The sequence below is a fragment of the Pseudomonas sp. URMO17WK12:I12 genome, from assembly GCF_000514395.1.
GTDB lineage: Bacteria > Pseudomonadota > Gammaproteobacteria > Pseudomonadales > Pseudomonadaceae > Aquipseudomonas > Aquipseudomonas mucoides.
Map to the genome: position 1 here is coordinate 203,323 of NZ_AZVV01000011.1, position 21,874 is coordinate 225,196.

Annotated in this window: 21 protein-coding genes; 12 read left to right on the top strand and 9 right to left on the bottom strand. The window is 60.3% G+C overall.

What is annotated here, in order from left to right; all coding sequences use genetic code 11:
* Positions 1-2 precede the first annotated feature (2 nt).
* The 3 genes from D882_RS0116720 to D882_RS0116730 are packed head-to-tail and all read right to left on the bottom strand — an operon-like array spanning position 3 to position 1,679.
* On the bottom strand, positions 3-593 hold the full coding sequence (locus D882_RS0116720) for an LON peptidase substrate-binding domain-containing protein (RefSeq protein WP_027924305.1): 591 nt from the start codon (positions 591-593) through the stop codon (positions 3-5).
* A gap of 10 nt (positions 594-603) precedes the next feature.
* Positions 604-1,314 carry an LrgB family protein gene (locus D882_RS0116725; protein ID WP_172825967.1) on the bottom strand — a complete coding sequence of 237 codons (711 nt, stop codon included), beginning with the start codon at positions 1,312-1,314 and terminating at the stop codon, positions 604-606.
* A 2-nt stretch (positions 1,315-1,316) separates the two neighbouring features.
* Positions 1,317-1,679: a CidA/LrgA family protein gene (locus tag D882_RS0116730; RefSeq protein ID WP_027924307.1), complete on the bottom strand. Its 363-nt coding sequence runs from the start codon at positions 1,677-1,679 to the stop codon at positions 1,317-1,319.
* 195 nt (positions 1,680-1,874) lie between these two features.
* Between D882_RS0116730 and D882_RS0116735 the strand changes: the two genes are divergently transcribed.
* The 3 genes from D882_RS0116735 to D882_RS0116745 all read left to right on the top strand — a co-directional run bounded on the left by D882_RS0116735 (position 1,875) and on the right by D882_RS0116745 (position 4,819).
* Positions 1,875-2,330 (top strand): MaoC family dehydratase, encoded by a 456-nt coding sequence (locus D882_RS0116735; protein WP_027924308.1) that lies wholly within the window; start codon positions 1,875-1,877, stop codon positions 2,328-2,330.
* A 101-nt stretch (positions 2,331-2,431) separates the two neighbouring features.
* Positions 2,432-4,150: a C13 family peptidase gene (locus tag D882_RS0116740; protein WP_027924309.1), complete on the top strand. Its 1,719-nt coding sequence runs from the start codon at positions 2,432-2,434 to the stop codon at positions 4,148-4,150.
* A 27-nt stretch (positions 4,151-4,177) separates the two neighbouring features.
* Positions 4,178-4,819, top strand: coding sequence for an oxidoreductase (locus D882_RS0116745; protein WP_027924310.1), 642 nt, complete (start codon positions 4,178-4,180; stop codon positions 4,817-4,819).
* A gap of 39 nt (positions 4,820-4,858) precedes the next feature.
* On the opposite strand, the gene D882_RS0116750 is transcribed toward D882_RS0116745, so the two are convergent.
* The 4 genes from D882_RS0116750 to D882_RS0116765 all read right to left on the bottom strand — a co-directional run bounded on the left by D882_RS0116750 (position 4,859) and on the right by D882_RS0116765 (position 9,216).
* Positions 4,859-5,143, bottom strand: coding sequence for a YceK/YidQ family lipoprotein (locus D882_RS0116750; RefSeq protein ID WP_027924311.1), 285 nt, complete (start codon positions 5,141-5,143; stop codon positions 4,859-4,861).
* A complete protein-coding gene (gene ubiX / locus D882_RS0116755) occupies positions 5,136-5,768 on the bottom strand; it encodes a flavin prenyltransferase UbiX (RefSeq protein ID WP_027924312.1) in 633 nt (210 codons plus the stop codon). The genes D882_RS0116750 and ubiX overlap by 8 nt, the downstream gene beginning before the upstream one ends.
* On the bottom strand, positions 5,765-7,114 hold the full coding sequence (mpl, locus tag D882_RS0116760; RefSeq protein WP_027924313.1) for a UDP-N-acetylmuramate:L-alanyl-gamma-D-glutamyl-meso-diaminopimelate ligase: 1,350 nt from the start codon (positions 7,112-7,114) through the stop codon (positions 5,765-5,767). Before mpl ends, ubiX begins: the two co-directional genes overlap by 4 nt.
* A 188-nt stretch (positions 7,115-7,302) precedes the next feature.
* Positions 7,303-9,216 (bottom strand): sigma-54-dependent Fis family transcriptional regulator, encoded by a 1,914-nt coding sequence (locus D882_RS0116765; RefSeq protein ID WP_027924314.1) that lies wholly within the window; start codon positions 9,214-9,216, stop codon positions 7,303-7,305.
* Positions 9,217-9,639: 423 nt separating this feature from the next.
* Here D882_RS0116765 and D882_RS0116770 point away from each other — a divergent pair, with 423 nt between their 5' ends.
* From D882_RS0116770 to D882_RS0116810, 9 genes are all read left to right on the top strand, one after another.
* On the top strand, positions 9,640-11,160 hold the full coding sequence (locus D882_RS0116770) for an aldehyde dehydrogenase family protein (protein WP_027924315.1): 1,521 nt from the start codon (positions 9,640-9,642) through the stop codon (positions 11,158-11,160).
* A gap of 265 nt (positions 11,161-11,425) precedes the next feature.
* The gene (gene eat / locus D882_RS0116775; RefSeq protein WP_027924316.1) at positions 11,426-12,796 is read left to right on the top strand and encodes an ethanolamine permease; all 1,371 of its coding nucleotides are present in this window, start codon (positions 11,426-11,428) and stop codon (positions 12,794-12,796) included.
* A 137-nt stretch (positions 12,797-12,933) separates the two neighbouring features.
* Positions 12,934-14,328, top strand: a complete 1,395-nt coding sequence (locus tag D882_RS0116780) for an ethanolamine ammonia-lyase subunit EutB (RefSeq protein ID WP_027924317.1) — start codon at positions 12,934-12,936, stop codon at positions 14,326-14,328.
* Between the two features lie 8 nt (positions 14,329-14,336).
* Positions 14,337-15,161 carry an ethanolamine ammonia-lyase subunit EutC gene (gene eutC / locus D882_RS0116785; RefSeq protein ID WP_177327617.1) on the top strand — a complete coding sequence of 275 codons (825 nt, stop codon included), beginning with the start codon at positions 14,337-14,339 and terminating at the stop codon, positions 15,159-15,161.
* A gap of 115 nt (positions 15,162-15,276) precedes the next feature.
* Positions 15,277-15,738: an N-acetyltransferase gene (locus D882_RS0116790; protein WP_027924319.1), complete on the top strand. Its 462-nt coding sequence runs from the start codon at positions 15,277-15,279 to the stop codon at positions 15,736-15,738.
* 223 nt (positions 15,739-15,961) lie between these two features.
* The gene (locus tag D882_RS0116795; RefSeq protein WP_027924320.1) at positions 15,962-16,618 is read left to right on the top strand and encodes a DedA family protein; all 657 of its coding nucleotides are present in this window, start codon (positions 15,962-15,964) and stop codon (positions 16,616-16,618) included.
* A 6-nt stretch (positions 16,619-16,624) separates the two neighbouring features.
* Positions 16,625-17,437 carry a zinc-dependent peptidase gene (locus D882_RS0116800; protein ID WP_027924321.1) on the top strand — a complete coding sequence of 271 codons (813 nt, stop codon included), beginning with the start codon at positions 16,625-16,627 and terminating at the stop codon, positions 17,435-17,437.
* A gap of 113 nt (positions 17,438-17,550) precedes the next feature.
* A complete protein-coding gene (gene ppa / locus D882_RS0116805) occupies positions 17,551-18,078 on the top strand; it encodes an inorganic diphosphatase (protein ID WP_027924322.1) in 528 nt (175 codons plus the stop codon).
* Positions 18,079-18,307: 229 nt separating this feature from the next.
* Positions 18,308-19,054: a S24 family peptidase gene (locus D882_RS0116810; RefSeq protein WP_027924323.1), complete on the top strand. Its 747-nt coding sequence runs from the start codon at positions 18,308-18,310 to the stop codon at positions 19,052-19,054.
* A 381-nt stretch (positions 19,055-19,435) separates the two neighbouring features.
* On the opposite strand, the gene D882_RS0116815 is transcribed toward D882_RS0116810, so the two are convergent.
* Together D882_RS0116815 and D882_RS0116820 are read right to left on the bottom strand one after the other, a co-directional pair.
* Positions 19,436-20,251, bottom strand: coding sequence for a YfaP family protein (locus D882_RS0116815; protein WP_027924324.1), 816 nt, complete (start codon positions 20,249-20,251; stop codon positions 19,436-19,438).
* A 3-nt stretch (positions 20,252-20,254) separates the two neighbouring features.
* Positions 20,255-21,874, bottom strand: coding sequence for a DUF2300 domain-containing protein (locus tag D882_RS0116820; RefSeq protein ID WP_027924325.1), 1,620 nt, complete (start codon positions 21,872-21,874; stop codon positions 20,255-20,257).

Sequence of the window (21,874 nt, forward strand, 5' to 3'; positions counted from 1 at the left end):
ATTCAAGCAAACAGCTCGCCTTGCAACTCATCCAATAGCGCCTGGATCGCATCCAGTCGCTGCTGCGGGTCATCGAGTTGCAGCAGATCGATCTTGTCCACCTCGGCAAACGGCAGTAGATAAGCGAGCTGATTGGCCAGCGACTGTTGCCCGGTCGCTTCGGTGCCCATGTTCAACGCTTCGACCATCGGATGTTCGGCCAACGCCTTGAGCAGCGCCACCAGATCCGCGTCTTCATCCTGCAGCGGTTGCTCAGGTTCATCCTCCAGCCACTCGACATCAGCGACGGTCAACTGATCACGCTGCACCTCGGTGCGCAAGACATGGAACCGCCGCCCGCCCTGCACCCGAATCCCCAGCAAGCCGTTGTCCTGCTGTTTGAAATCGGTGATCAGCGCTTCACAGCCCACCAGCGCATAACCTGCCGGCGCAATGCCGACTTCTTCGCCATCAAGGATGCACACCACGCCAAAGCCGCCGCCCTGTTTCATGCAGCGGCTGATCATGTCCAGGTAGCGCGCCTCGAAGATCTGCAAGTCGAGGATGCAGCCAGGAAACAGCACTGTGTTCAGCGGGAAAAGCGGCAAACTCATAGACATTTCCTTACACCATCATCGATACCACCAACGGCAGGAACACCGCTGTGGCCACGCCCATCAGACTCATCGCCAGCGCCGCAAAGGCGCCGCACTCTTCACTTTCTTGCAAGGCCACCGAAGTGCCGACCGCATGGGCGGTCATGCCCAGTGCCATGCCACGCGCCTCGGGGCTGTGGACACCCAGCCGGGTCAACAGGCTCGGGCCGAAGATCGCACCGATCACGCCGGTGATCAACACGAACACCGCGGCCAGCGCTGCGACACCGCCGATCTGCTCGGCCACCAGCATGGCAATCGGAGACGTCACCGACTTGGGTGCCATGGTCATCAGGATCATGTGTTCGGCACCGAACCACCAGCCCAGCAACACGCCCATGCCCGTGGCGACCACGCCACCTATCACCAGCGTAGTAAATATCGGCCAGAACAACTGCCGAATCCGTCGCAGATTAAGGTACAGCGGTACCGCCAGCGCCACCGTCGCAGGCCCGAGCAAGATGCTGAGGATCTCGGTGCTCTTGCGGTACTCGGCGTAGGTCAGGCCGCAGGTCACCAGAACACCGATCACCACCAGCATCGAGACCAACACCGGTTGCAGGAAGATCCAGCGGGTTTTCTCGAAAGCGGCCAACACCAACTGATAAGCGCCCAACGTGATGCCGATGCCGAACAACGGATGATGAATCACCGAGTCGAGCGCGCCGTGCCAATCCAGGATCATTGGTCATCTCCGCGAGGGGCGTGGCGCTTGACCATGCGTTGCATCAACACTCCGGCAAACGCCATGGACAGCACCAGCGACAACACCAAGGCGCCGACGATGGCCCAGAAGTCCGCGGCTATGTCCTTGAAGTACACCATCACGCCCACGGCCGGCGGCACCAGCAGCAACGGCAAGTAACGCAGCAGACTGCTGGCCGCCAGGCTCAGCGGCTCGCCGACTTGTCCGCGTGAAATCAGGTACACCAGCAACAACAGCAAACCGATAATCGGCCCCGGTAGCACCGGTAAAAACAGGTGATTGATGGCTGTGCCCAGCAATTGGAACAGCACCAGCCAGGTCAGGCCACGTAACAACATCCGGCATCTCCCGCACTCGCCCCCCCAAGCAGGGGCCGAGCATTATAAGCACGTCAGCGCTATGGATCGGCATTCGCCAAAAGCATGGACAGTTGACCGGAGCCATTTGCCATGTTGATCTAAAGTGGTTCACAGGGAGGTCAAATCCCCCCACTCGAAAAACTATAAATCCGATGAAACCCAAGGAGAGTCTCAATGCCCCATGTTCCCGTTGCAGAGCTCAAAGATTATGTCGGCAAGGAACTCGGACGTTCCGAATGGCTCACCATCGATCAGGAGCGCATCAACCTGTTCGCAGAAGCCACAGGTGATTATCAGTTTATTCATGTCGACCCGGTCAAAGCCGCGCAAACGCCATTTGGCAGCACCATCGCCCATGGATTCCTGTCGCTGTCACTGATCCCGAAACTGATCGAAGACATCCTCATCCTCCCCCAAGGCGCGAAGATGGTGGTCAATTACGGTCTCGACAGCGTGCGTTTCATTCAACCGGTCAAGGTCGATTCGAAAGTACGGCTCAAGGTCGACCTCAGCGACGCCACCGAGAAAAAACCCGGTCAATGGCTGCTCAAGGCCATCTGCACCCTTGAGATAGAAGGCTCGGAAAAACCGGCCTATATCGCTGAATCACTTTCCCTCTGCTTCGTGTAAACCTCCCGGATGCGAAGCAGCTCACGCTGTTTCGCGACCCTCTCTATATATACGACACATAGCTGCGGCATACTCGGTCGCCTAATTGCCCGGATCCCGCTATGCGCTCACTTGCACTCCTTGCCTTGACCCTGTTGCTCACCGCTTGCGGCGATGGCGAATCGCTGCTGCCTCCCGATGCCCGGCTGCCGGACGGTGGGCGCTATCGCGGTGATCTGGTCAACGGCTTGCTGCAAGGTCAGGGTCGCATCGACTACCCGAACGGCAGCTGGTACGCCGGCGAATTCGACAAGGGTCAATGGCATGGCCAGGGCGAATGGCATGGCAGCAACGGCGAGGTCTATCGCGGGAATTTCAATCAGGGCCTGTTCGACGGCCAGGGCACGCTGACCACACCGGGCAGCAGCTACACCGGCGGTTTCAAACTCGGTCGGCGCGAGGGTGAAGGCACGCTCAAAGAAAACGGCATGACCTATCGCGGCGAATTCAAGGCCGATCAATATTCAGGGCTCGGTCATCTCGAACTCGATGACGGCAGCTCGTACCAGGGCCAGTTCGCCCATGGCAAACCCAACGGTGAAGGCCAGCGCGGCGACGCCAGCGGCAATCAGTTCACCGGGCATTTCGTCGATGGGCAACTGGAAGGCAACGGGACCTTCAACAGCGCCGACGGTGACATCTACGCGGGCGGTTTCAAGAATAATCAATTGCACGGCAAGGGTCGCTACGAGAATGCCGACGGCGATGTCTGGCTCGGTCAGTTCAAGGAAGGCTCGCTGAACGGCAAGGGCGAGTTGATCGGTGCGGATGGCAGCCACTACATCGGCCAGTTCAGCGACTGGCGCTTCACCGGCCAGGGCCGTTTGAATCTGCCCGATGGCAGCTTTTATACCGGCCAGTTCGACGGTGACAGCTATTCAGGTCGAGGCACGCTGGTGCTGACTGACGGCACCGTGCAAAGTGGCACGTGGAACAATGGCCAGCGTGTGCGTGACGCCGATGGCAAGTTGCTGCCCGACAGCCTGGAGCTTGGCTTGCTGGCTCAGGGTCGCTTGCTCGACGACGCCCTGCTCAACGTGCCGACCTCGACGCCGGCCGTCGAGCTGTACACCCTGACCGTGGGCGGTGACGGCAAACAAAGCGTGTTCCTGCGCGAATCCGATTACGTCAGCAACATGCTCAGCAGCCGCTTCGGTGCAATTGGGCAAATCCGGCTGGTGAATCATCGCGACCACCTCGTCGACCGGCCCATGGCCACCCGGGAAAACCTGCGCCGTGCGGCATTAACCCTGGCCGAGCGCAGCGGCCCGGAAGACCTGATCTTCATTTACCTGACCAGCCACGGCACCGCCGAACACGAACTGGTGCTCGACCAGCCGCGCATGGAGCTGTCCGACCTGCCGGCCGATGAACTCGCCGCGGTGCTGGCGCCGTTGAAGAATCGCGACAAGGTCATCGTGATTTCCTCCTGCTATTCCGGTGGATTCATTCCGGCATTGAAAGACGAACGCACGCTCATCATGACGGCCACGCGGGCAGACCGCGTGTCCTTTGGCTGCTCCGAGGAAGCCAACTTCACCTACTTCGGCGACGCGCTGTTTGCTCAGGCGCTGAACCAGACCGACGACCTGGAGCAAGCCTTCAAACTGGCCAAGGCCACCGTCGCCGAACGCGAACTGGCGGACAGCTTCGAAGCCTCTGAACCGCAGCTCTGGGCCCCGAAAACGGTCATCTCGCACTGGCAGTTGCTACGCAAGCAGCAGGCACGAAAAGCGCTACAAAGTGTCTCTATCGACAGCAAGGATGCAAAGAGCAACTAAGCTGAACAGTATCAAGGGGGAAACACTATGTACTTGACGCCTCAGCATGTATTGCTTGCCGGAGCTACCGGGTTGACCGGTGAACATCTGCTTGATCGCCTGCTCAACGAGCCTACGATTTCAAGGGTATTGGCCCCCTCACGCCGTCCACTCGCCAAACACCCACACCTGGAAAACCCGGTTGGCGACCCGGCAGTGTTTCTGCCGCAGCTCAACGGTCGTGTCGATATTGCCTACTGCTGCCTGGGCACCACGATCAAACAGGCCGGCTCCGAAGAAGCGTTTCGTGCAGTGGACCTGGACATGGTCGTGGCGTTTGCCAAACGTGCGCGGGAAATGGGCGCACGCCACCTGATCGTAATCAGTGCCCTGGGCGCTGATCGCAGGTCCTCGATTTTCTACAACCGGGTCAAAGGCGAGATGGAACACGCATTGCGCGCGCAGGACTGGCCGCAACTGACCATTTGCCGCCCGTCGCTGTTACTGGGCGATCGCATCGAGCCACGCATGGGCGAGAAAGTCGCCGGCCCGCTGTCACGCCTGATCCCGGGCAAATACCACGGCATCGAAGCCTGCCAACTGGCCCGGGCGATGTGGCGGTTGGCGCTGGAAGAACAGGATGGGGTTCGGATTGTCGAGTCGGATGAGTTGCGTAAGCTAGGCAAGTAACCTGTGGCGAGGGGCTTGGCCCCTCACCACAACGTTCTCCTACAACCCACCCGTCGCCTGAAAACTCACCCCGATCACCGTCAGCAATGACAACGGCAACAGCAGCGTGTCAAGCAGCGCACTGGCTGGCAGGTCCAAGCCAGGGTAACTCGGCGCCTCGGCACCAAAGTGGTCCTTGGCGCAGCACCCGCCGTTCATGGCATACAAATCCAGACGCGTCCCCGCATACACCAGCGGCGCCCCGGGCTTGGCGGCATCAAGGGTGCGCGCCGTGGCGCAGCCGGTCAGTTGCAAGACCAGCAGAAGAATCAGTAGCTTATTCATCGCTGCTCAAATGGTGCTCACCCCAGCGCGGCAGCATGTCTTGCGGGATGTTCAACAGATTGAGAATCCGCGCCACGACAAAATCGATCAGGTCATCGATGGTTTGCGGCTGATGATAGAAACCTGGCGAAGCCGGCAAGATCGTCACGCCCATGTTCGACAGCTTGAGCATGTGTTCCAGATGGATACTCGAATACGGCGCCTCACGCGGCACCAGAATCAACTGGCGACGTTCCTTCAAGGTCACGTCGGCCGCACGTTCGATCAGGTTGTTGCAGGCGCCGGTCGCGATGGCCGACAGCGTCCCCGTCGAACACGGCACCACCACCATCGCCGCGGGCGCACCGGAGCCAGAAGCCACCGGCGACATCCAGTCTTCCTTGCCATACACCTTGATTTGCCCGGCCGCAGCACCGGTGTATTCCGTGAGGAAGGCCTGCATCATCTGCGGTTTTGGCGGCAGCGTGACGTCAGTCTCGGTGGCCATCACCAGTTGTGCCGCCTTGGAAATCAGGAAGTGCACTTCGCGATCTTCACGCACCAGGCAATCGAGCAAACGCAAACCGTACTGAGCGCCGGAAGCGCCGGTCATGGCCAGCGTGATGCGATCCGGGCCGCTGCTCATTGCAGCGCCTCGGCGAGTTTGCCGTGCAGGCCGCCGAAGCCGCCATTGCTCATGATCACCACGTGGGTACCGGGCTGGGCCTGGCACTTCACGCGCTCGATAATGCCTTCCAGCGAATCGCTGACAATCGACGGCACGGTACACCGCGCGGCGGTTCCGGCCAGGTCCCAACCGAGGTTGGCTGGCGCGTACCAGATCACCTGATCAGCATCGACCACGCTTTCCGGCAAGCCGTCGCGGTGCGCGCCGAGCTTCATGGAGTTGGAGCGCGGCTCGATGATCGCGATCAACGGCGCATCGCCGATGTGTTTGCGCAGGCCGTCGAGGGTCGTCGCAATGGCAGTCGGGTGGTGCGCGAAGTCGTCATAAATGGTGATGCCGCGCACTTCGGCGACTTTTTCCATCCGGCGCTTCACGCTTTTGAACGCGCTCAACGCGGCGATGCCCATGGAAGGCACCACGCCGACATGGCGCGCGGCCGCCAATGTAGCCAAGGCATTGGCCACGTTGTGCTGACCGGTCATGTCCCACTCGACCACGCCCTGAGCGACACCTTCAAACATCACTTCAAACTTCGAACCGTCTTCGCTCAACAGTTTGACTTGCCACTGCCCGCCCGCTCCGGTGGTCTGCACCGGGGTCCAGCAGCCCATTTCGATGACGCGCTGCAACGCCGGCTCAGTGGTCGGGTGGATCACCAGGCCTTCGCTTGGAATGGTCCGCACCAGATGGTGGAATTGCCGCTCGATGGCTGGCAAATCGGGGAAGATGTCTGCGTGATCGAACTCAAGGTTGTTCAGGATCGCCGTGCGCGGACGGTAGTGAACGAACTTGGAGCGTTTGTCGAAGAACGCACTGTCGTATTCGTCGGCTTCGATCACGAAGAACGGCGTGCCGCCCAAGCGAGCGGAGACCGAGAAGTTCTGCGGTACGCCACCGATCAAGAAGCCCGGGCTCATGCCGGCATGCTCAAGCACCCAGGCGAGCATGCTGCTGGTGGTGGTTTTGCCGTGAGTGCCGGCGACAGCCAGCACCCAGCGACCTTGCAGCACGTGATCCGCCAGCCATTGCGGGCCGGAAACGTACGGCAGGCCTTTGTTCAACACGTATTCGACGGCGGGGTTGCCGCGCGACATGGCATTGCCGATGACCACCAGGTCCGGGGCCGGATCGAGCTGGGAAGGGTCGTAGCCTTGGGTCAACTCAATGCCCTGAGCCTCAAGCTGAGTGCTCATTGGCGGATAGACGTTGGCGTCGGAACCCGTCACGTGATGGCCCAGTTCCTTGGCCAGAACCGCCATCGAACCCATGAAGGTGCCGCAGATACCCAGAATATGAATGTGCATTAGTCGACCTCGTAAAACATGGCCGCAGGTTAGCGTAGGGAGGGGAAAATCGCACCTTGTGTTTCGGATTTGAAGACGCCTTCGCGAGCAGGCTCGCTCCCACAGGGGTTCAGCGGTGCTCACATAATGTGTGTCCGCTGAAGATCAAATGCGGGAGCGAGCCTGCTCGCGAATGGCCGCGACGCGGTCTAGCGCTCGATACCGTGCTTACGCAGCTTTCTATAAAGCGTATTACGGCTGACACCCAACTGCTCGGCGGTATGGGTCATATGCCAACGCGTATGCTCCAGCGCATTCAACAACGCTAGCCGCTCGGCATCGTCCAACGGATGCTCGGACGGCGCTTCGACCGTCGATGAAACCGCCGGCCGCGCCTGACGAATCATCGCTGGCAAATCCTCCAGCCCGATTCGCCCGCCGTCACACAACGCCGCCAACGTACGCAGCACATTGCGCAGCTGCCGCACGTTGCCCGGCCAGGCAAACCCCAACAAGGCTTCCCGCGCCGGCCCGTCGATCAAAACCGTTTCCCCACCCGCCTCTTCCGCCAGCAAAAAATCGAGCAACCGGGATTTATCACTGCGATCACGCAACGCCGGCAACGCGACTTCCAGCCCGTTGAGCCGGTAATACAAGTCCTCACGGAAGCTGCCGTCCTGCACCCGATCCAGCAGATTACGGTGAGTCGCGCTGATGATTCGAACGTTGACCGCCTCCGGCTCGCCGCCAATCGGCACCACCTGTCGGTCCTCCAGCACCCTTAACAGCCGGGTCTGCAAGGCCAAGGGCATGTCGCCGATTTCGTCGAGAAACAGGGTCCCGCCATCGGCCTGCTGCAACTTGCCCCGCATGCCTTCCTTGCGCGCGCCGGTGAAGCTGCCGCCGCGATAACCGAACAGTTCGCTTTCGATCAGGCTTTCAGGAATGGCCGCGCAGTTAAGGGCGACGAAGGCTTTTTCCGCCCGTTGACTGGCCTGATGCACGGCTTTGGCGAAGGCTTCTTTGCCGGAACCGGTTTCGCCGTTGATCAGTAGCGGTACATCGCGCTCGAACACCCGCAGCGACTTGCGAAAATCTTCCTGCAGCGCAGCATCACCGATGCAGATGCCCGACAGCCTTGGACGCTCGGCAATCGCCGGGCGTTGCACCACCGGAACCGGGATACTGCGGGGCTGTCCACGTAATACGGCAAACAGACTGCGACCGTCACGGGTGCGCAGCGGCCAACTGGCGCTGGCATTCACACTGGCGCGACCGAGCAACTCATCCAGCGAGCAATCGAAAAACGCTTCCACCGGTTTGCCCAGCAGGCCGCCGCGAATGTGCCCGAGCAGGTTCAGCGCACTTTGATTGACCGCACAGATCCGCCCTTCCCCGTCGAACGCCAGCAGCCCTTCGCTGAACAGCCCGACGGACTCGGCCTGCAAGTGAAAACGCAGCAACCATTGATTGTCGAAGTAGCGCAGGAAATAGCAGCTCTCGATCATCTTCGCCGACAGATTGACCAGGGCCATGGTGTGGAATTGACTCTGGCGCGAGACATCGTGGCGCGCCGATGACACGTCGAGCACCGCCAGCAATTCGCCATGGGGGTCGAACACCGGGCTCGCCGAGCAGGTCAGGCCGGTGTGGCGACCGCGAAAATGTTCGTCTTGATGGATGGTCAGAGACTGGCGCTCCACCAGGCAGGTGCCGATGCCGTTGGTGCCTTCGCAGGCCTCGCTCCAGTCAGCGCCAAGCCAGAGGCCGGCACGCTCGAAAATCTTCCGTTCGGCGGGGGCGGTGACGCAATTGAGGATCACGCCACGGGCATCTGTCAGCAGCACGGCGTGGCCGGCGCCGGAAAGTTGTTGATGGAGGCTGGTCATTTCATTGCCGGCGATCTGCAGCACTTGCTGCAAGCGTTCGCGGCTCTCCAGCACTCGGCCATGTTCCAGCACCGTGGGCGCGATGGTCAGGGCCGGGTCGAGGTGATAGTCCTCAAGACAGCGCAGCCAGGACCGGGCGATGGAAGGATCGCTGCCGGGGCCATGCAGGTGCGATTTGCCCTGGGTGACGGTCAGGACCTGCCGGGCATGGCGACTCAAATGGTTGTCGTGCATTTCTTATTATTCTCTCCACAAGGTCTGGCTCGCCCCGTGTAGCAGCTGCCGAAGGCTGCGTCCGGCTGCGAAGCAGTCGTAAAACCTGTGTCCCGTGTGCAGGGCCGAAAACGAGGCAAGCGCTGCGCTCTCGGACGCAGCCTTCGGCAGCTGCTACAGGAAGCGCGTGTCCGAGCATCCTCCAGCCTGGCCCGCATTGCAATGCTGGCAAGACCCGCCAGTCACACCCTGTGCCACAAGCGGTACAAAGTGTCACGGGCGCCGTACCGAAAGCGTCACAGCGCGCCTCCGCCGGTCCGACAAAAACTGCGCAAGGCCTTGATTTACCTGCCCTGCAAGGCGGTGGCCCGACCTTTGCTCTACGCTTATACAAGCGCACATGCGCTCTCCCTTATAAGCACAAAAGCCAAGGAGAACCCCACCATGCGTTACGCTCACCCCGGTACTGAAGGCGCTATCGTTTCGTTCAAGAGCAAATACGGTAACTACATCGGCGGCGAGTTCGTCGCGCCTGTCAAAGGTCAGTACTTCACCAATACCTCGCCAGTGAATGGCCAACCGATTGCCGAATTCCCACGCTCCACCGCCGAAGACATCGACAAGGCCCTGGACGCGGCCCACGCCGCCGCCGATGCCTGGGGCGCCACGTCCGCCCAGGCTCGCTCGCTGGTGCTGCTGAAAATCGCCGACCGCATCGAGCAGAACCTGGAACTGCTGGCAATCACCGAATCCTGGGACAATGGCAAAGCCGTCCGCGAAACCCTCAACGCCGACATCCCGCTGGCGGCTGACCACTTCCGCTACTTCGCCGGCTGCATCCGCGCGCAGGAAGGCAGCGCCGCCGAGATCGACGGCAACACCGTGGCTTATCACATACACGAACCGCTGGGCGTGGTCGGGCAGATCATCCCGTGGAACTTCCCGATCCTGATGGCCGCCTGGAAACTCGCCCCGGCCCTGGCCGCCGGTAACTGCGTGGTGCTCAAGCCTGCCGAGCAGACGCCGCTGGGCATTACCGTGCTGATGGAGCTGATCGGCGACCTGCTGCCGCCGGGCGTGCTGAACGTGGTGCAAGGCTTCGGCAAAGAAGCCGGCGAAGCCCTCGCCACCAGTAAACGTATCGCCAAGATTGCCTTCACCGGTTCGACCCCGGTCGGCTCGCATATCATGAAATGCGCCGCCGAAAACATCATCCCGTCCACCGTGGAGCTGGGTGGCAAGTCGCCGAACATCTTCTTCGAAGACATCATGCAAGCCGAGCCGACCTTCATCGAGAAAGCCGCTGAAGGCCTGGTGCTGGCGTTCTTCAACCAGGGCGAAGTCTGCACCTGCCCGTCGCGCGCGCTGGTGCAAGAGTCGATCTACGACGACTTCATGAAAGTCGTTATGAAAAAAGTCCTGTCGATCAAACGTGGCGACCCGCTGGACACCGACACCATGGTCGGCGCCCAGGCGTCCGAGCAGCAATTCGACAAAATCCTTTCGTACCTGGAAATCGCCAAGGGCGAAGGCGCCGAGCTGCTGACCGGCGGGAAAATCGAAAAACTCGAGGGCAACCTGGCGACCGGGTATTACATCCAGCCGACCCTGCTCAAGGGCACCAACAAAATGCGGGTGTTCCAGGAAGAAATCTTTGGCCCGGTGGTGAGCATCACCACCTTCAAGGACGAAGCCGAAGCCCTGGCCATCGCCAACGACACCGAGTTCGGCCTCGGCGCCGGCCTCTGGACCCGCGACATCAACCGCGCCTATCGCATGGGCCGCGCCATCAAGGCCGGCCGCGTGTGGACCAACTGCTACCACCTGTACCCGGCGCACGCCGCGTTCGGCGGTTACAAAAAGTCCGGCGTCGGCCGTGAAACCCACAAAATGATGCTCGACCACTATCAGCAGACCAAAAACCTGCTGGTGAGCTACGACATCAATCCGTTGGGCTTCTTCTAAAACCGGGGGCGATACAGGTATTCCTGTGTCGCCCTTCAGAATGCCATCGCGGGCAAGCCCGCTCCCACAGTGATTTGTGGTTATCCCCAAAATATTGGTTTACCCCAATACCCTGTGGGAGCGGGCTTGCCCGCGATGGCGCCCTTAACGACAACATCAAAACATCGCCCTGCCCCACTGGCACGGGCCTTGCGTGCCCGCTCCACACCCAAACGTCGTACCGCAAGTCCAAAAGATCAAACAATAAAAAAGACAGCGAGGACTTATGACTTCTTCCACACAGCTCAAACCCACACTCGGCACCCTGCACCTATGGGGTATTGCCGTCGGCCTGGTGATTTCCGGCGAGTACTTCGGCTGGAGTTACGGCTGGGGCACCGCAGGCACATTGGGCTTTCTCGTCACCGCCCTGATGGTAGCGACGATGTACACCTGCTTCATCTTCAGCTTCACCGAATTGACGACCGCGATCCCCCACGCTGGAGGGCCGTTTGCCTACAGCCGGCGGGCGTTTGGCGAGAAAGGCGGACTGATCGCCGGCATCGCCACCCTGATCGAATTCGTGTTTGCCCCCCCGGCCATTGCGATGGCGATTGGTGCCTACCTCAACGTGCAGTACCCGGAACTTGACCCCAAGATCGCAGCGGTTGGCGCGTATTTCGTGTTCATGGGCCTGAATATCCTCGGCGTCAGCATCGCGGCCACCTTCGAACTGGTGGTCACCGTGCTGGCGGTCGCCGAGTTGCTGGTGTTCATGGGCGTCGTGGCTCCGGGCTTCAGCTTCAGTAATTTCGTGCTCAATGGCTGGTCGGGTTCCAATGAATTCACCATCGCTTCCATTCCCGGCATCTTTGCCGCCATTCCCTTCGCGATCTGGTTTTTTCTCGCGATCGAAGGCGCGGCGATGGCCGCTGAAGAAGCCAAGGACCCGAAACGCACGATTCCCAAGGCTTACGTCAGCGGCATTCTGACCCTGGTGTTCCTGGCCATCGGCGTGATGGTGATGGCCGGCGGCGTCGGCGACTGGCGCCAGCTGTCGAACATCAACGATCCGCTGCCTCAAGCGATGAAAGCCGTGGTCGGCAACAACTCTAGCTGGATGCACATGCTGGTCTGGATCGGTCTGTTCGGCCTGGTGGCGAGCTTTCACGGGATCATCCTCGGCTACTCGCGGCAGTTCTTCGCCCTGGCGCGGGCCGGTTACCTGCCGAGTGGCCTGGCCAAACTCTCGCGTTTCCAGACCCCGCACCGCGCCATTCTGGCCGGCGGCGTGATCGGCATCGCGGCGATTTACAGCGATGGCCTGGTCAACCTGCAAGGCATGACCCTGACGGCGGCGATGATCACCATGTCGGTATTCGGTGCCATCGTGATGTACATCATCAGTATGCTGAGCCTGTTCAAACTGCGTAAAACCGAACCGAACCTGGAACGCACCTTCCGCGCACCGGGCTACCCGATTGTTCCGGGGATCGCGCTGTTCCTGGCGGTGGTGTGCCTGGTGGCGATGGCGTGGTTCAACACGCTGATTGGCTGTGTGTTCCTTGGCTTCATGGCCGCCGGTTACCTGTATTTCCAGCTGACCGCCAAGCAACGCGCCGACGCGCCGGCCGATGCGATGCTCGAAGGCATTTAAGTTGCACCGGCGCCGGGCTTGCAGCCTGGCGCCTGCGTTATTGAAGTGCATGCAAGCCCCTGTGGGAGCGAGCAAGCTCGCTCCCACAGGGAATGTCACTGTTATTGAGACTTGTCCAAAACTGGAGAAATCGCCCCATGGCCGCATTTGCCCACTCCGTCGGCGCTCAGACCTACCGCTTCGAGAGCCTCAAGGACGTCATGGCCAAGGCCAGTCCGGCGCGCTCCGGGGATTTCCTGGCGGGCGTCGCCGCGCTCAACGATGGCGAGCGTGTGGCCGCGCAAATGGCCCTGGCTGACATCCCGCTGAGCCACTTCCTGCAGGAAGTACTGATTCCCTATGAGTCCGATGAAGTCACCCGACTGATCATCGACACGCACGACACACACGCCTTCGCCGTGGTCAGCCACCTTACCGTTGGCGGGTTCCGCGACTGGCTGCTCAGCGATGCCGCCGATGAACATAGCCTGCGCGCGCTCGCCCCCGGCCTGACCCCGGAAATGGTCGCCGCCGTGTCGAAGATCATGCGCGTCCAGGACCTGGTGCTGGTAGCGCAGAAAATCCGCGTGGTCACGAAGTTTCGCGGCACCATGGGCTTGCGCGGACGCTTATCCACGCGCCTGCAACCCAATCACCCCACCGACGAACCCGCCGGTATCGCGGCGAGCATCCTCGACGGCCTGCTCTACGGAAACGGCGATGCGATGATCGGCATCAACCCGGCTACCGACAGCATCGCCTCGATCTGCGCCATGCTGGACATGCTCGACGCGATCATCCAGCGCTATGAAATCCCGACTCAGGCCTGTGTGCTGACCCACGTCACCACCTCGATCGAGGCAATTAATCGCGGTGTTCCGCTGGACCTGGTGTTCCAGTCGATTGCCGGCACCGAAGCGGCCAACGCCAGTTTTGGCATCAACCTGAATGTGTTGAAGGAAGGTTACGACGCCGGTTTGAGCCTGAATCGCGGCACGCTGGGCCAGAACCTGATGTATTTCGAAACCGGCCAAGGCAGTGCGCTGTCCGCCAACGCCCACCACGGTATCGATCAGCAAACCTGCGAAACCCGCGCCTACGCCGTGGCGCGCCACTTCAAGCCGTTTTTGGTGAACACGGTGGTCGGTTTCATCGGCCCGGAATACCTCTACAACGGCAAACAGATCATTCGCGCCGGCCTCGAAGACCACTTCTGCGGCAAGTTGCTGGGCGTGCCAATGGGCTGTGACATCTGCTACACCAACCACGCCGAAGCCGACCAGGACGACATGGACACCCTGCTGACCTTGCTGGGCGTCGCCGGGATCAACTTCATCATGGGTATCCCCGGTTCCGACGACATCATGCTCAACTACCAGACCACCTCGTTCCACGACGCCCTCTACGCCCGTCAGACGCTGGGCCTGAAACCCGCGCCGGAATTCGAGCAGTGGCTGACGAAAATGGGCATCTTTACCCAGACGGACGGCAAAATTCACTTCGGCGACAGCCTGCCCCCGGCTTTCCGCCAGGCGATGGCGCAATTGGGATGAGTGCATTCATGGATAAACCACCCGTTGATCCGCAGAACCCGCTGCTGGAGTTGCGCCGGCTGACACCCGCGCGGATTGCCTTGGGGCGCACAGGCACCAGCATGCCGACCAGCGCCCAACTGGACTTCCAGTACGCCCATGCGCAGGCACGGGATGCGGTGCATTTGCCGTTCGACTCGGCGGGGCTCAGCGCTCAACTGACCGAGATCGGGCGCGACAGTTTGTTGCTGCACAGCGCCGCCACGAACCGGGACAGCTATTTGCAGCGCCCTGATCTGGGGCGCAAGTTGAGCGATGAATCCGCGCATACCCTGCGCACGTATGCGGCGGCCAATCCCGGCGGCATCGATCTGGTGATTGTGGTGGCCGACGGACTGTCGGCACTGGCCGTGCATCGCCATACCCTGCCGTTTCTCTCACGCCTGGAAGAACAGGTGCTGGCTGAAGGCTGGTCTGTGGCACCGGTGATGCTGGTGGAACAGGGCCGCGTCGCGGTGGCCGACGAGATCGGTGAACTGATGGGGGCGAAAATGACGGTCATCCTGATCGGTGAACGCCCCGGGCTCAGCTCCCCCGATAGTCTGGGTTTATATTTCACTTACAATCCAAAGGTTGGCCTGACGGATGCTTATCGCAATTGCATCTCCAACGTTCGGCTCGAAGGCCTGAGTTACGGCATGGCCGCACACCGTTTGCTGTATTTGATGCGAGAGGCCTGTCGTAGACAGCTGTCGGGGGTCAATCTCAAGGACGAAGCGCAGCTTCAGACGCTGGAATCGGACGCCGGAGCGGACATGAAACGAAACTTCCTGTTGGGACAGTCAGATGCCTGAACCGTTTCCGCATTGCGTTTGGGAATGGGTTTCAGGCAGGATCGACGAACGGCCGCCACGGGTTTCCCATCGCCGTCAACGCACGTAAGACAGCCACTTGAAGACGAGACCTACCATGCGGATTATTCAAGCGACCCTCGAACACCTGGACCTATTGGCGCCAATGTTCGTCAAATATCGTGAATTTTATGGATCCCTGCCGTACCCGGACTCGTCCCGAGCGTTCCTCGAAAAACGCCTGCGCCGCAAAGAGTCGGTGATTTATCTGGCATTGTCCGATGACGATAGCAACAAACTGATGGGTTTCTGCCAGTTGTACCCGAGCTTTTCGTCCCTTTCGCTGAAACGTGTATGGATCCTCAACGACATTTATGTCGCCGAAGACGCCCGCCGCCAATTGGTGGCTGACAACCTGATCCGTACCGCAAAAAAAATGGCCAAGGAAACCAATGCCGTGCGCATGCGCGTTTCCACCAGCAGCAACAACGAAGTCGCGCGTAAAACCTATGAATCCATCGGGTTCAAGGAAGACACCGAGTTCAAGAACTACGTCTTGCCGATCAGCGACGAGCTCTGAGCCCCGACCGTCGATTGTGGGAGCGAGCTCGCTCCCACAGAAAACCTGCCTGGACCATCGGTCTAATGCGACATCCCCCGCTACAAACTGAACGCTCTTTTCACTTTTCAGTCCGTATAATCCCGATCTTTCCGACTTGTAAGAAAAACTACACCCCCGTGTAGTCTTATACGCAGTCATCCGCACAGGCCTGCTGAGTCGGGCCGTCACCACAGGTGCCCCCATGGATTTCAACCCGATCGATATTGTTCTGCATCTCGACGTTTACCTCGACATGCTGGTGACCAACTATGGGACCTGGATTTACGCCATCCTGTTTCTGGTGATTTTCTGTGAAACCGGTCTGGTGGTCATGCCGTTCTTGCCGGGCGACTCGCTGTTGTTCATCGCCGGTGCCGTGGCGGCCGGTGGCGGCATGGATCCGGTATTGCTGGGCGGCCTGTTGATGCTCGCGGCGATTCTCGGCGACAGCACCAACTACCTGATTGGTCGAACGGCCGGCGAAAAACTGTTCAGTAACCCGGACTCGAAGATCTTCCGCCGTGACTACCTGCAACAAACCCACGATTTCTACGACAAGCACGGCGGTAAAACCGTGACCCTGGCGCGGTTCCTGCCGATCATTCGTACCTTTGCACCGTTCGTCGCCGGTGTCGGCAAGATGCCTTACCCGCGGTTCTTTTTCTTCAGCGTGCTCGGCACGATCCTCTGGGTCGGCGGCCTGGTGACCCTCGGTTACTTCTTCGGCAACGTGCCGTTCATCAAGAAAAACCTGTCGTTGCTGGTGGTCGGCATCATCCTGCTGTCGCTGGTGCCGATGATCATCAGCATGGTCCGCAGCCGCCTCGGCAACGCCGCGTCCAAAGCCCAATCGCGCTGACAGGCGATGTGGTCACTTAGCGCCTGGCGTCGCCAGCGCACCCTGGCCAAGCACCCGATTGCCGACGACATGTGGCAGCGGGTGCGCCATCACCTGAGCTTCCTCGATGGCATCAGCGCCACTGAAGAGCAGTGGTTGCGCGAAGCCAGTGTGTTGTTCCTCGAAGACAAACACCTGACCGCCCTGCCCGGCGTCGAACTGCACCAGGAGCAGCGCCTGCTGCTGGCCGTGCAAGCGCAATTGCCGCTGCTGAACCTGGGCGATTTGAACTGGTACCAGGGTTTCCACGAAATCATCCTCTACCCCGACGACTTCCTCAGCCCCCAGCGCCATCGCGATGCCAGCGGCGTTGAGCACGAGTGGGACGGCGAACACAGTGGCGAGGCGTGGCAGCAAGGCCCGATCATCCTCGCCTGGCCGGGCGTGATGGCCAGTGGTGGCTGGGAAGGCTACAACCTGGTCATCCACGAACTCGCGCACAAACTCGACATGCTCAACGGCGTCGCCAACGGCCTGCCGCCGCTGCACCCGGACATGCGGGTCAGCGATTGGGCCAAGGTGATGCAAGAGGCCTACGACGACCTCGACCGGCAACTGGAGCGCAGTCCGGACGCCGAAACCGCGATCGATCCGTATGCGGCGGAAAACCCTGCCGAGTTTTTCGCCGTCACCAGCGAATACTTCTTCAGTGCCCCGGATTTGCTGCATGAGGCTTATCCAAAGGTGTATGAACAGCTAAAGTTGTTTTACCGACAGGACCCGCTGAGCCGGTTGCAGCAACTTCTGGCCGAGGACCCGGTCTATCAGGCACGCGACTAAGGTCTACACGACTTCTGGCACATGGCGTCATCGGCGGAATATGCCTATAATCGCCGCCACTTTTTGGTCAATCCGGCCAAGTGTTTTTGGTCAACTAACGGGGGCACCGCCCAATGAGCTACAGCAAGATTCCGGCTGGCAAAGACCTGCCGAACGACATCTACGTCGCGATCGAGATCCCGGCCAACCACGCGCCGATCAAATACGAAATCGACAAAGACAGCGATTGCCTGTTCGTTGACCGTTTCATGGCCACCCCGATGTTCTACCCGGCCAACTACGGTTACATCCCGAACACCCTGGCTGACGACGGTGATCCCCTCGACGTGCTGGTTGTAACCCCTTACCCGGTTGCTCCAGGCTCGGTCATCCGCGCTCGTCCAGTCGGCATCCTGAACATGACCGACGACGGCGGCGGCGATGCCAAAGTCATCGCAGTCCCACACGACAAGCTGTCCCAGCTGTACGTCGACGTGAAGGAATACACCGACCTGCCTCCACTGCTGATCCAGCAGATCGAGCACTTCTTCGCGAACTACAAAGATCTCGAAAAAGGCAAATGGGTGAAGATCGAAGGCTGGGCCGGCGCTGATGCCGCCCGCGAAGCGATCACCAAGTCGGCTGCCGCCTACAAAGGCTAAGACGCCATTGGCCTTGCGCCACTGACGACTTGAAAAAAACCCCGGTTGATCCGGGGTTTTTTGTGGGCGCTCATAAAGGGCTTTAAACAGCGTGTTTATCTTTTCGCCACTGCGGTTTTTTTCTGTTTAATTTGTTCCAAATACGTCTTACATCCGGTCGTAAATTTCCCTCGAAATTTGAACGGTTCGTTTATTCAAAGCCCCGCCCTGCGCCCGTAGACTCGTGTTTATGAAAAAGAACACTAGCGGCCCACGGTTCAAAGCATTGCTCGAAAAAGCCAAGATCACGACGACAGGATTTGCCGCTTTTTTCGACACGGAAGCTCAAAACATCCACAACTGGTACACCCGCGGTGTGCCCGCTTACCGCATGGAAGAGGTCTCCAGATTACTCTCGGTCAACAGCCACTGGCTCAAAACCGGCGAAGGCCCGGAAGACGCCAAACACCTGCGCCTGCTCGACGAGTCCGGCAACACCTTCGACGCCCAGGCGATTCGTGGCATCTACACGGTGATCGAGCCGACCGACGTCGAACTGCCCCTCTACAAAGAAACACCCATCGCCCCGGGGTCTCACAAAACCCACATCGTGGAAGACACCGGCCAATTCATCCGCCTGCCCAAAAGCCATCTCGACTCCCTGGAAATCAACCATGCCGATGCGATCTGTATTCACATGCTCGGCAATAGCATGGGCGCAAGGATTGAGGACGGCTCTATCCTCGCCATCGACCGTGGGCTGACCAAAGTAATTGATGGGGAGATTTACGCCCTCGACCATGACGGGATGCTGCGCATCAAATACCTGCACCGGATGCCCGGGAATGCGCTGCGGTTACGCAGCTACAACAAAACCGAGCACCCGGACGAGATTTTCAGTGCCGAGCAGATTGATAAGCAGAACATCAGGGTGCTGGGGTGGGTGTTCTGGTGGTCGACGCTCAACAAACGGCGACCGGCGGTGCCGTTCCTGTAAACACACGTCGTCGCGCCCACATTGGAATGCGATCAAATGTGGGAGCGAGCCTGCTCGCGATGGCGGCTGAACATTCACCCTACAAACCCGGACGAGTGACTGAACTCAATGCACCAATCGCTCTACACCACACTCCACGCTGGGAATTTCCTCAAATAATCAGTATGCTGCGCCCCACATTTGCGCATCGACCCGCCCCGCGGCTCAGATCGCACCGACAAGGCAGATGATTTTCTCGCCGAGTCCCACAGCCGGACGCAGATCCGGGTGTACGTTTTGAAGGCTGGCGCGGTTTACCAAAAATGAACCAAGCCAGTCCCCGAGAAGCCGGCCACAAGCCGGCTTTTTAATGCCTGCGTTTTGAGGAACCGTCATACAACTTCACGGATAACTAAACGACTTAACCAACGTCAACTCCCCCACCGCCCGCATCGGCACCAGAAACGTCTCCATCTTCTCGCTCGGCGTCCCTTCCTCGGTAATCACCGTCACCTGCGCAGTCGTCAGCGGCTGAACCGCGTCCTCCTGCCCTTCCTCATCACGGCTATACCCACCGCCAAAGTAATTCACATACACCAGATACTGCCCCTTGATCGGCGCTGGCATGGCAAAGATCTCCGGCCCATACCCGGTCGTCACGTCAACATCCAGCGCCGCACCATTGGGCGCAACCCGATCGCCGTACCAGATATGCGCCCCATCCGGCGTAATCAAATGCAGGTCGAGGTCCGTGCCGTCACTGTCCCACGACAACAACACCCGCAACTTGGCCGGCGTGGCACCACCACTGGCATTGAGGAACTGCGTGCGATGCCGCTGTTGTCCATCAGGGCTGCGCACTTCGACGCTGTTGCTGCCATTGGGAAACGAGAACGGGCGATCAAAGCGGCCGGCGGGATCGATCTTCAGCGGCATGCTCACGCCGTTGACGATCAAACGACCAGGCTCCTTTGATTTGGGCGTGGATTTGATCTGGCCGCTGATGCGCGCGGTGTTGGCCTGCCCTACCGGGGTGTTCACCGATGAAGCGGGATAGTTGACGGTCTGGCGGAAGTTTTCACCTTCGCCTTCAACCGCGCCCGTGCGCCAGCCTCCGACGGGGGTGTCGAGTTTGACGGCGGCGTCTGCGGCGAACATCGTCGGCATCGCGCAAAGAGTACAAAGGAACAGGAAGACCTGTGGATAACGGAGTTTCATGGCCTATTCCAGCAAGAGGTGGCGGGCGAGCCCTTCGATGTAGGTTTCATCCTGGCCGTTGGGGTGTGCTTCGAAGGCCAGGTGCAGGTATTCGTGGGTCAGGTCGAGGCGGTCTTGCAGCGACAGCACGCCGCGCACGTAGATGCGCTGGCGTTCACGGTCGACATAGGGGCGGCCGAAGGCCAGGCGGCAGACGGCGAAGGTGCTGACTTCGTTGTAGCCAACCTCGCTTTCCAGCCGCGCACGCCAGCCGCGGCGTTGGGTTTGCAGCCAGTCTTGCGCGGAGGGCAGTGCTTCGCAGGAGGCGACGGGATTGTCCCAGCGGCTGAGGCTGGCGCGTGGGTAGGCGTGCAGCAGAATGGCGTCGTAGCGCTGGCCGGCGTTGGCCTGTTCGACGGCTTGCTGCCAGGCGAGTTTGTCCGGGCCGGGTTGGTCGGAATGGTAGGTGACGGTGCTGCCGGCCAATACGAGGTCGCTGGTCCATGCGGCGATATGGCGTGATTCGCTGGTGGCCGGGCGCGGGGCGACGCGTTGACGGCTGCTGCTGTCGTCGATGCTCAGGCAGTCGCCGTGGCGCGTGGCGTTTTGCAGGAGGTAGGTGCGGATGGCGATGGCCAGGGCTTTGGCGGCTTCGACGGGCTCAGGTTTGGCTTCGCGCTGGAGGACGCGGGCGACGTATTCTTCGCGGTCCAGACGGGCGACAAGCTGATCCTTGAGCAAGAAGAGTTCGCCGTCACTGTGGATATCGAGTTGGTTGCCGTTGCTGAATTCGACTCGATAGTCGCCCTGCAATGGGCCGGAAGAAACAACACGATCCCCCGCCAGAACCCGCTCAATCGGATAGCGAGAAAACAGTCCGACTTCGACGCAGCGTCCCGTGTCCGCGGGCCAATCAACCGGCAGCACTGCGGCCAACGCTTCAGCGTAATGACGCAGCACCCTCTGACTGGTCCCGCGCCCACCCGCCCAGATCGGCGTGCCGTCCACCATCCAACCGGCAAAACCGCCCTGACGCGACGACGGATCCTGATCCCCCAGCCAGCTCCAGGTTTTCACCCGCAACCGACCACCGAGTTCGCCCACGACATTGCCGTCGGCGGCATTAAGCACCACGTCCAGCAACACCCGCCGCGCCTGATCCTGCGCCGGCATCACGGCCAACACCTTGAGCAATTCAGCGACGGACACTCGCGTAGAGGGCTTTAACGACGGCAAGTCCAGCAACCACTCCGGCGCCTGTCGCGCCTGCCAATACGTACGCCAGTCAGTGGCAGTGATGCCCAAGCGTGCCGGTTCAAAATACAAACCGCACGATTTCACCAATGCCTGATCACGCTCGATCTTGCCGCCGGCGGTGCAGCAATAAACTTCATCTTTCGACTGCCCGCGACATTCATACGCAGGTTCACGGGCGCCGGTATCCACCAGCCAACCGTACACAAACAACTTCCACAAACTGCCCAACGGCGCCTGCACATCAGCAGGCAAGGGCTCGCGTGAAATCACCTGAGTCCGGTTCAACGAAATCAGTTCACCCTTGAAGCCCAGCCGCAGCGGTTCGTCCTGCGCTGTCGCCAGCGCAGGAATCAAACACAGCAGCAACCAGACCAGAGGCCGGGTCAT

Coding starts and splice junctions, on each gene's coding strand:
- D882_RS0116745 (WP_027924310.1), top strand. CDS start 4,178: ATGTACTTGACGCCTCAGCATGTATTGCTTGCCGGAGCTACCGGGTTG.
- D882_RS0116815 (WP_027924324.1), bottom strand. CDS start 20,251: ATGAAACTCCGTTATCCACAGGTCTTCCTGTTCCTTTGTACTCTTTGC.
- D882_RS0116790 (WP_027924319.1), top strand. CDS start 15,277: ATGCGGATTATTCAAGCGACCCTCGAACACCTGGACCTATTGGCGCCA.
- D882_RS0116770 (WP_027924315.1), top strand. CDS start 9,640: ATGCGTTACGCTCACCCCGGTACTGAAGGCGCTATCGTTTCGTTCAAG.
- ppa (WP_027924322.1), top strand. CDS start 17,551: ATGAGCTACAGCAAGATTCCGGCTGGCAAAGACCTGCCGAACGACATC.
- D882_RS0116750 (WP_027924311.1), bottom strand. CDS start 5,143: ATGAATAAGCTACTGATTCTTCTGCTGGTCTTGCAACTGACCGGCTGC.
- D882_RS0116810 (WP_027924323.1), top strand. CDS start 18,308: ATGAAAAAGAACACTAGCGGCCCACGGTTCAAAGCATTGCTCGAAAAA.
- ubiX (WP_027924312.1), bottom strand. CDS start 5,768: ATGAGCAGCGGCCCGGATCGCATCACGCTGGCCATGACCGGCGCTTCC.
- D882_RS0116820 (WP_027924325.1), bottom strand. CDS start 21,874: ATGACCCGGCCTCTGGTCTGGTTGCTGCTGTGTTTGATTCCTGCGCTG.
- eat (WP_027924316.1), top strand. CDS start 11,426: ATGACTTCTTCCACACAGCTCAAACCCACACTCGGCACCCTGCACCTA.
- eutC (WP_177327617.1), top strand. CDS start 14,337: ATGGATAAACCACCCGTTGATCCGCAGAACCCGCTGCTGGAGTTGCGC.
- D882_RS0116740 (WP_027924309.1), top strand. CDS start 2,432: ATGCGCTCACTTGCACTCCTTGCCTTGACCCTGTTGCTCACCGCTTGC.
- D882_RS0116800 (WP_027924321.1), top strand. CDS start 16,625: ATGTGGTCACTTAGCGCCTGGCGTCGCCAGCGCACCCTGGCCAAGCAC.
- D882_RS0116735 (WP_027924308.1), top strand. CDS start 1,875: ATGCCCCATGTTCCCGTTGCAGAGCTCAAAGATTATGTCGGCAAGGAA.
- D882_RS0116795 (WP_027924320.1), top strand. CDS start 15,962: ATGGATTTCAACCCGATCGATATTGTTCTGCATCTCGACGTTTACCTC.
- D882_RS0116765 (WP_027924314.1), bottom strand. CDS start 9,216: ATGCACGACAACCATTTGAGTCGCCATGCCCGGCAGGTCCTGACCGTC.
- D882_RS0116720 (WP_027924305.1), bottom strand. CDS start 593: ATGAGTTTGCCGCTTTTCCCGCTGAACACAGTGCTGTTTCCTGGCTGC.
- mpl (WP_027924313.1), bottom strand. CDS start 7,114: ATGCACATTCATATTCTGGGTATCTGCGGCACCTTCATGGGTTCGATG.
- D882_RS0116780 (WP_027924317.1), top strand. CDS start 12,934: ATGGCCGCATTTGCCCACTCCGTCGGCGCTCAGACCTACCGCTTCGAG.
- D882_RS0116730 (WP_027924307.1), bottom strand. CDS start 1,679: ATGTTGTTACGTGGCCTGACCTGGCTGGTGCTGTTCCAATTGCTGGGC.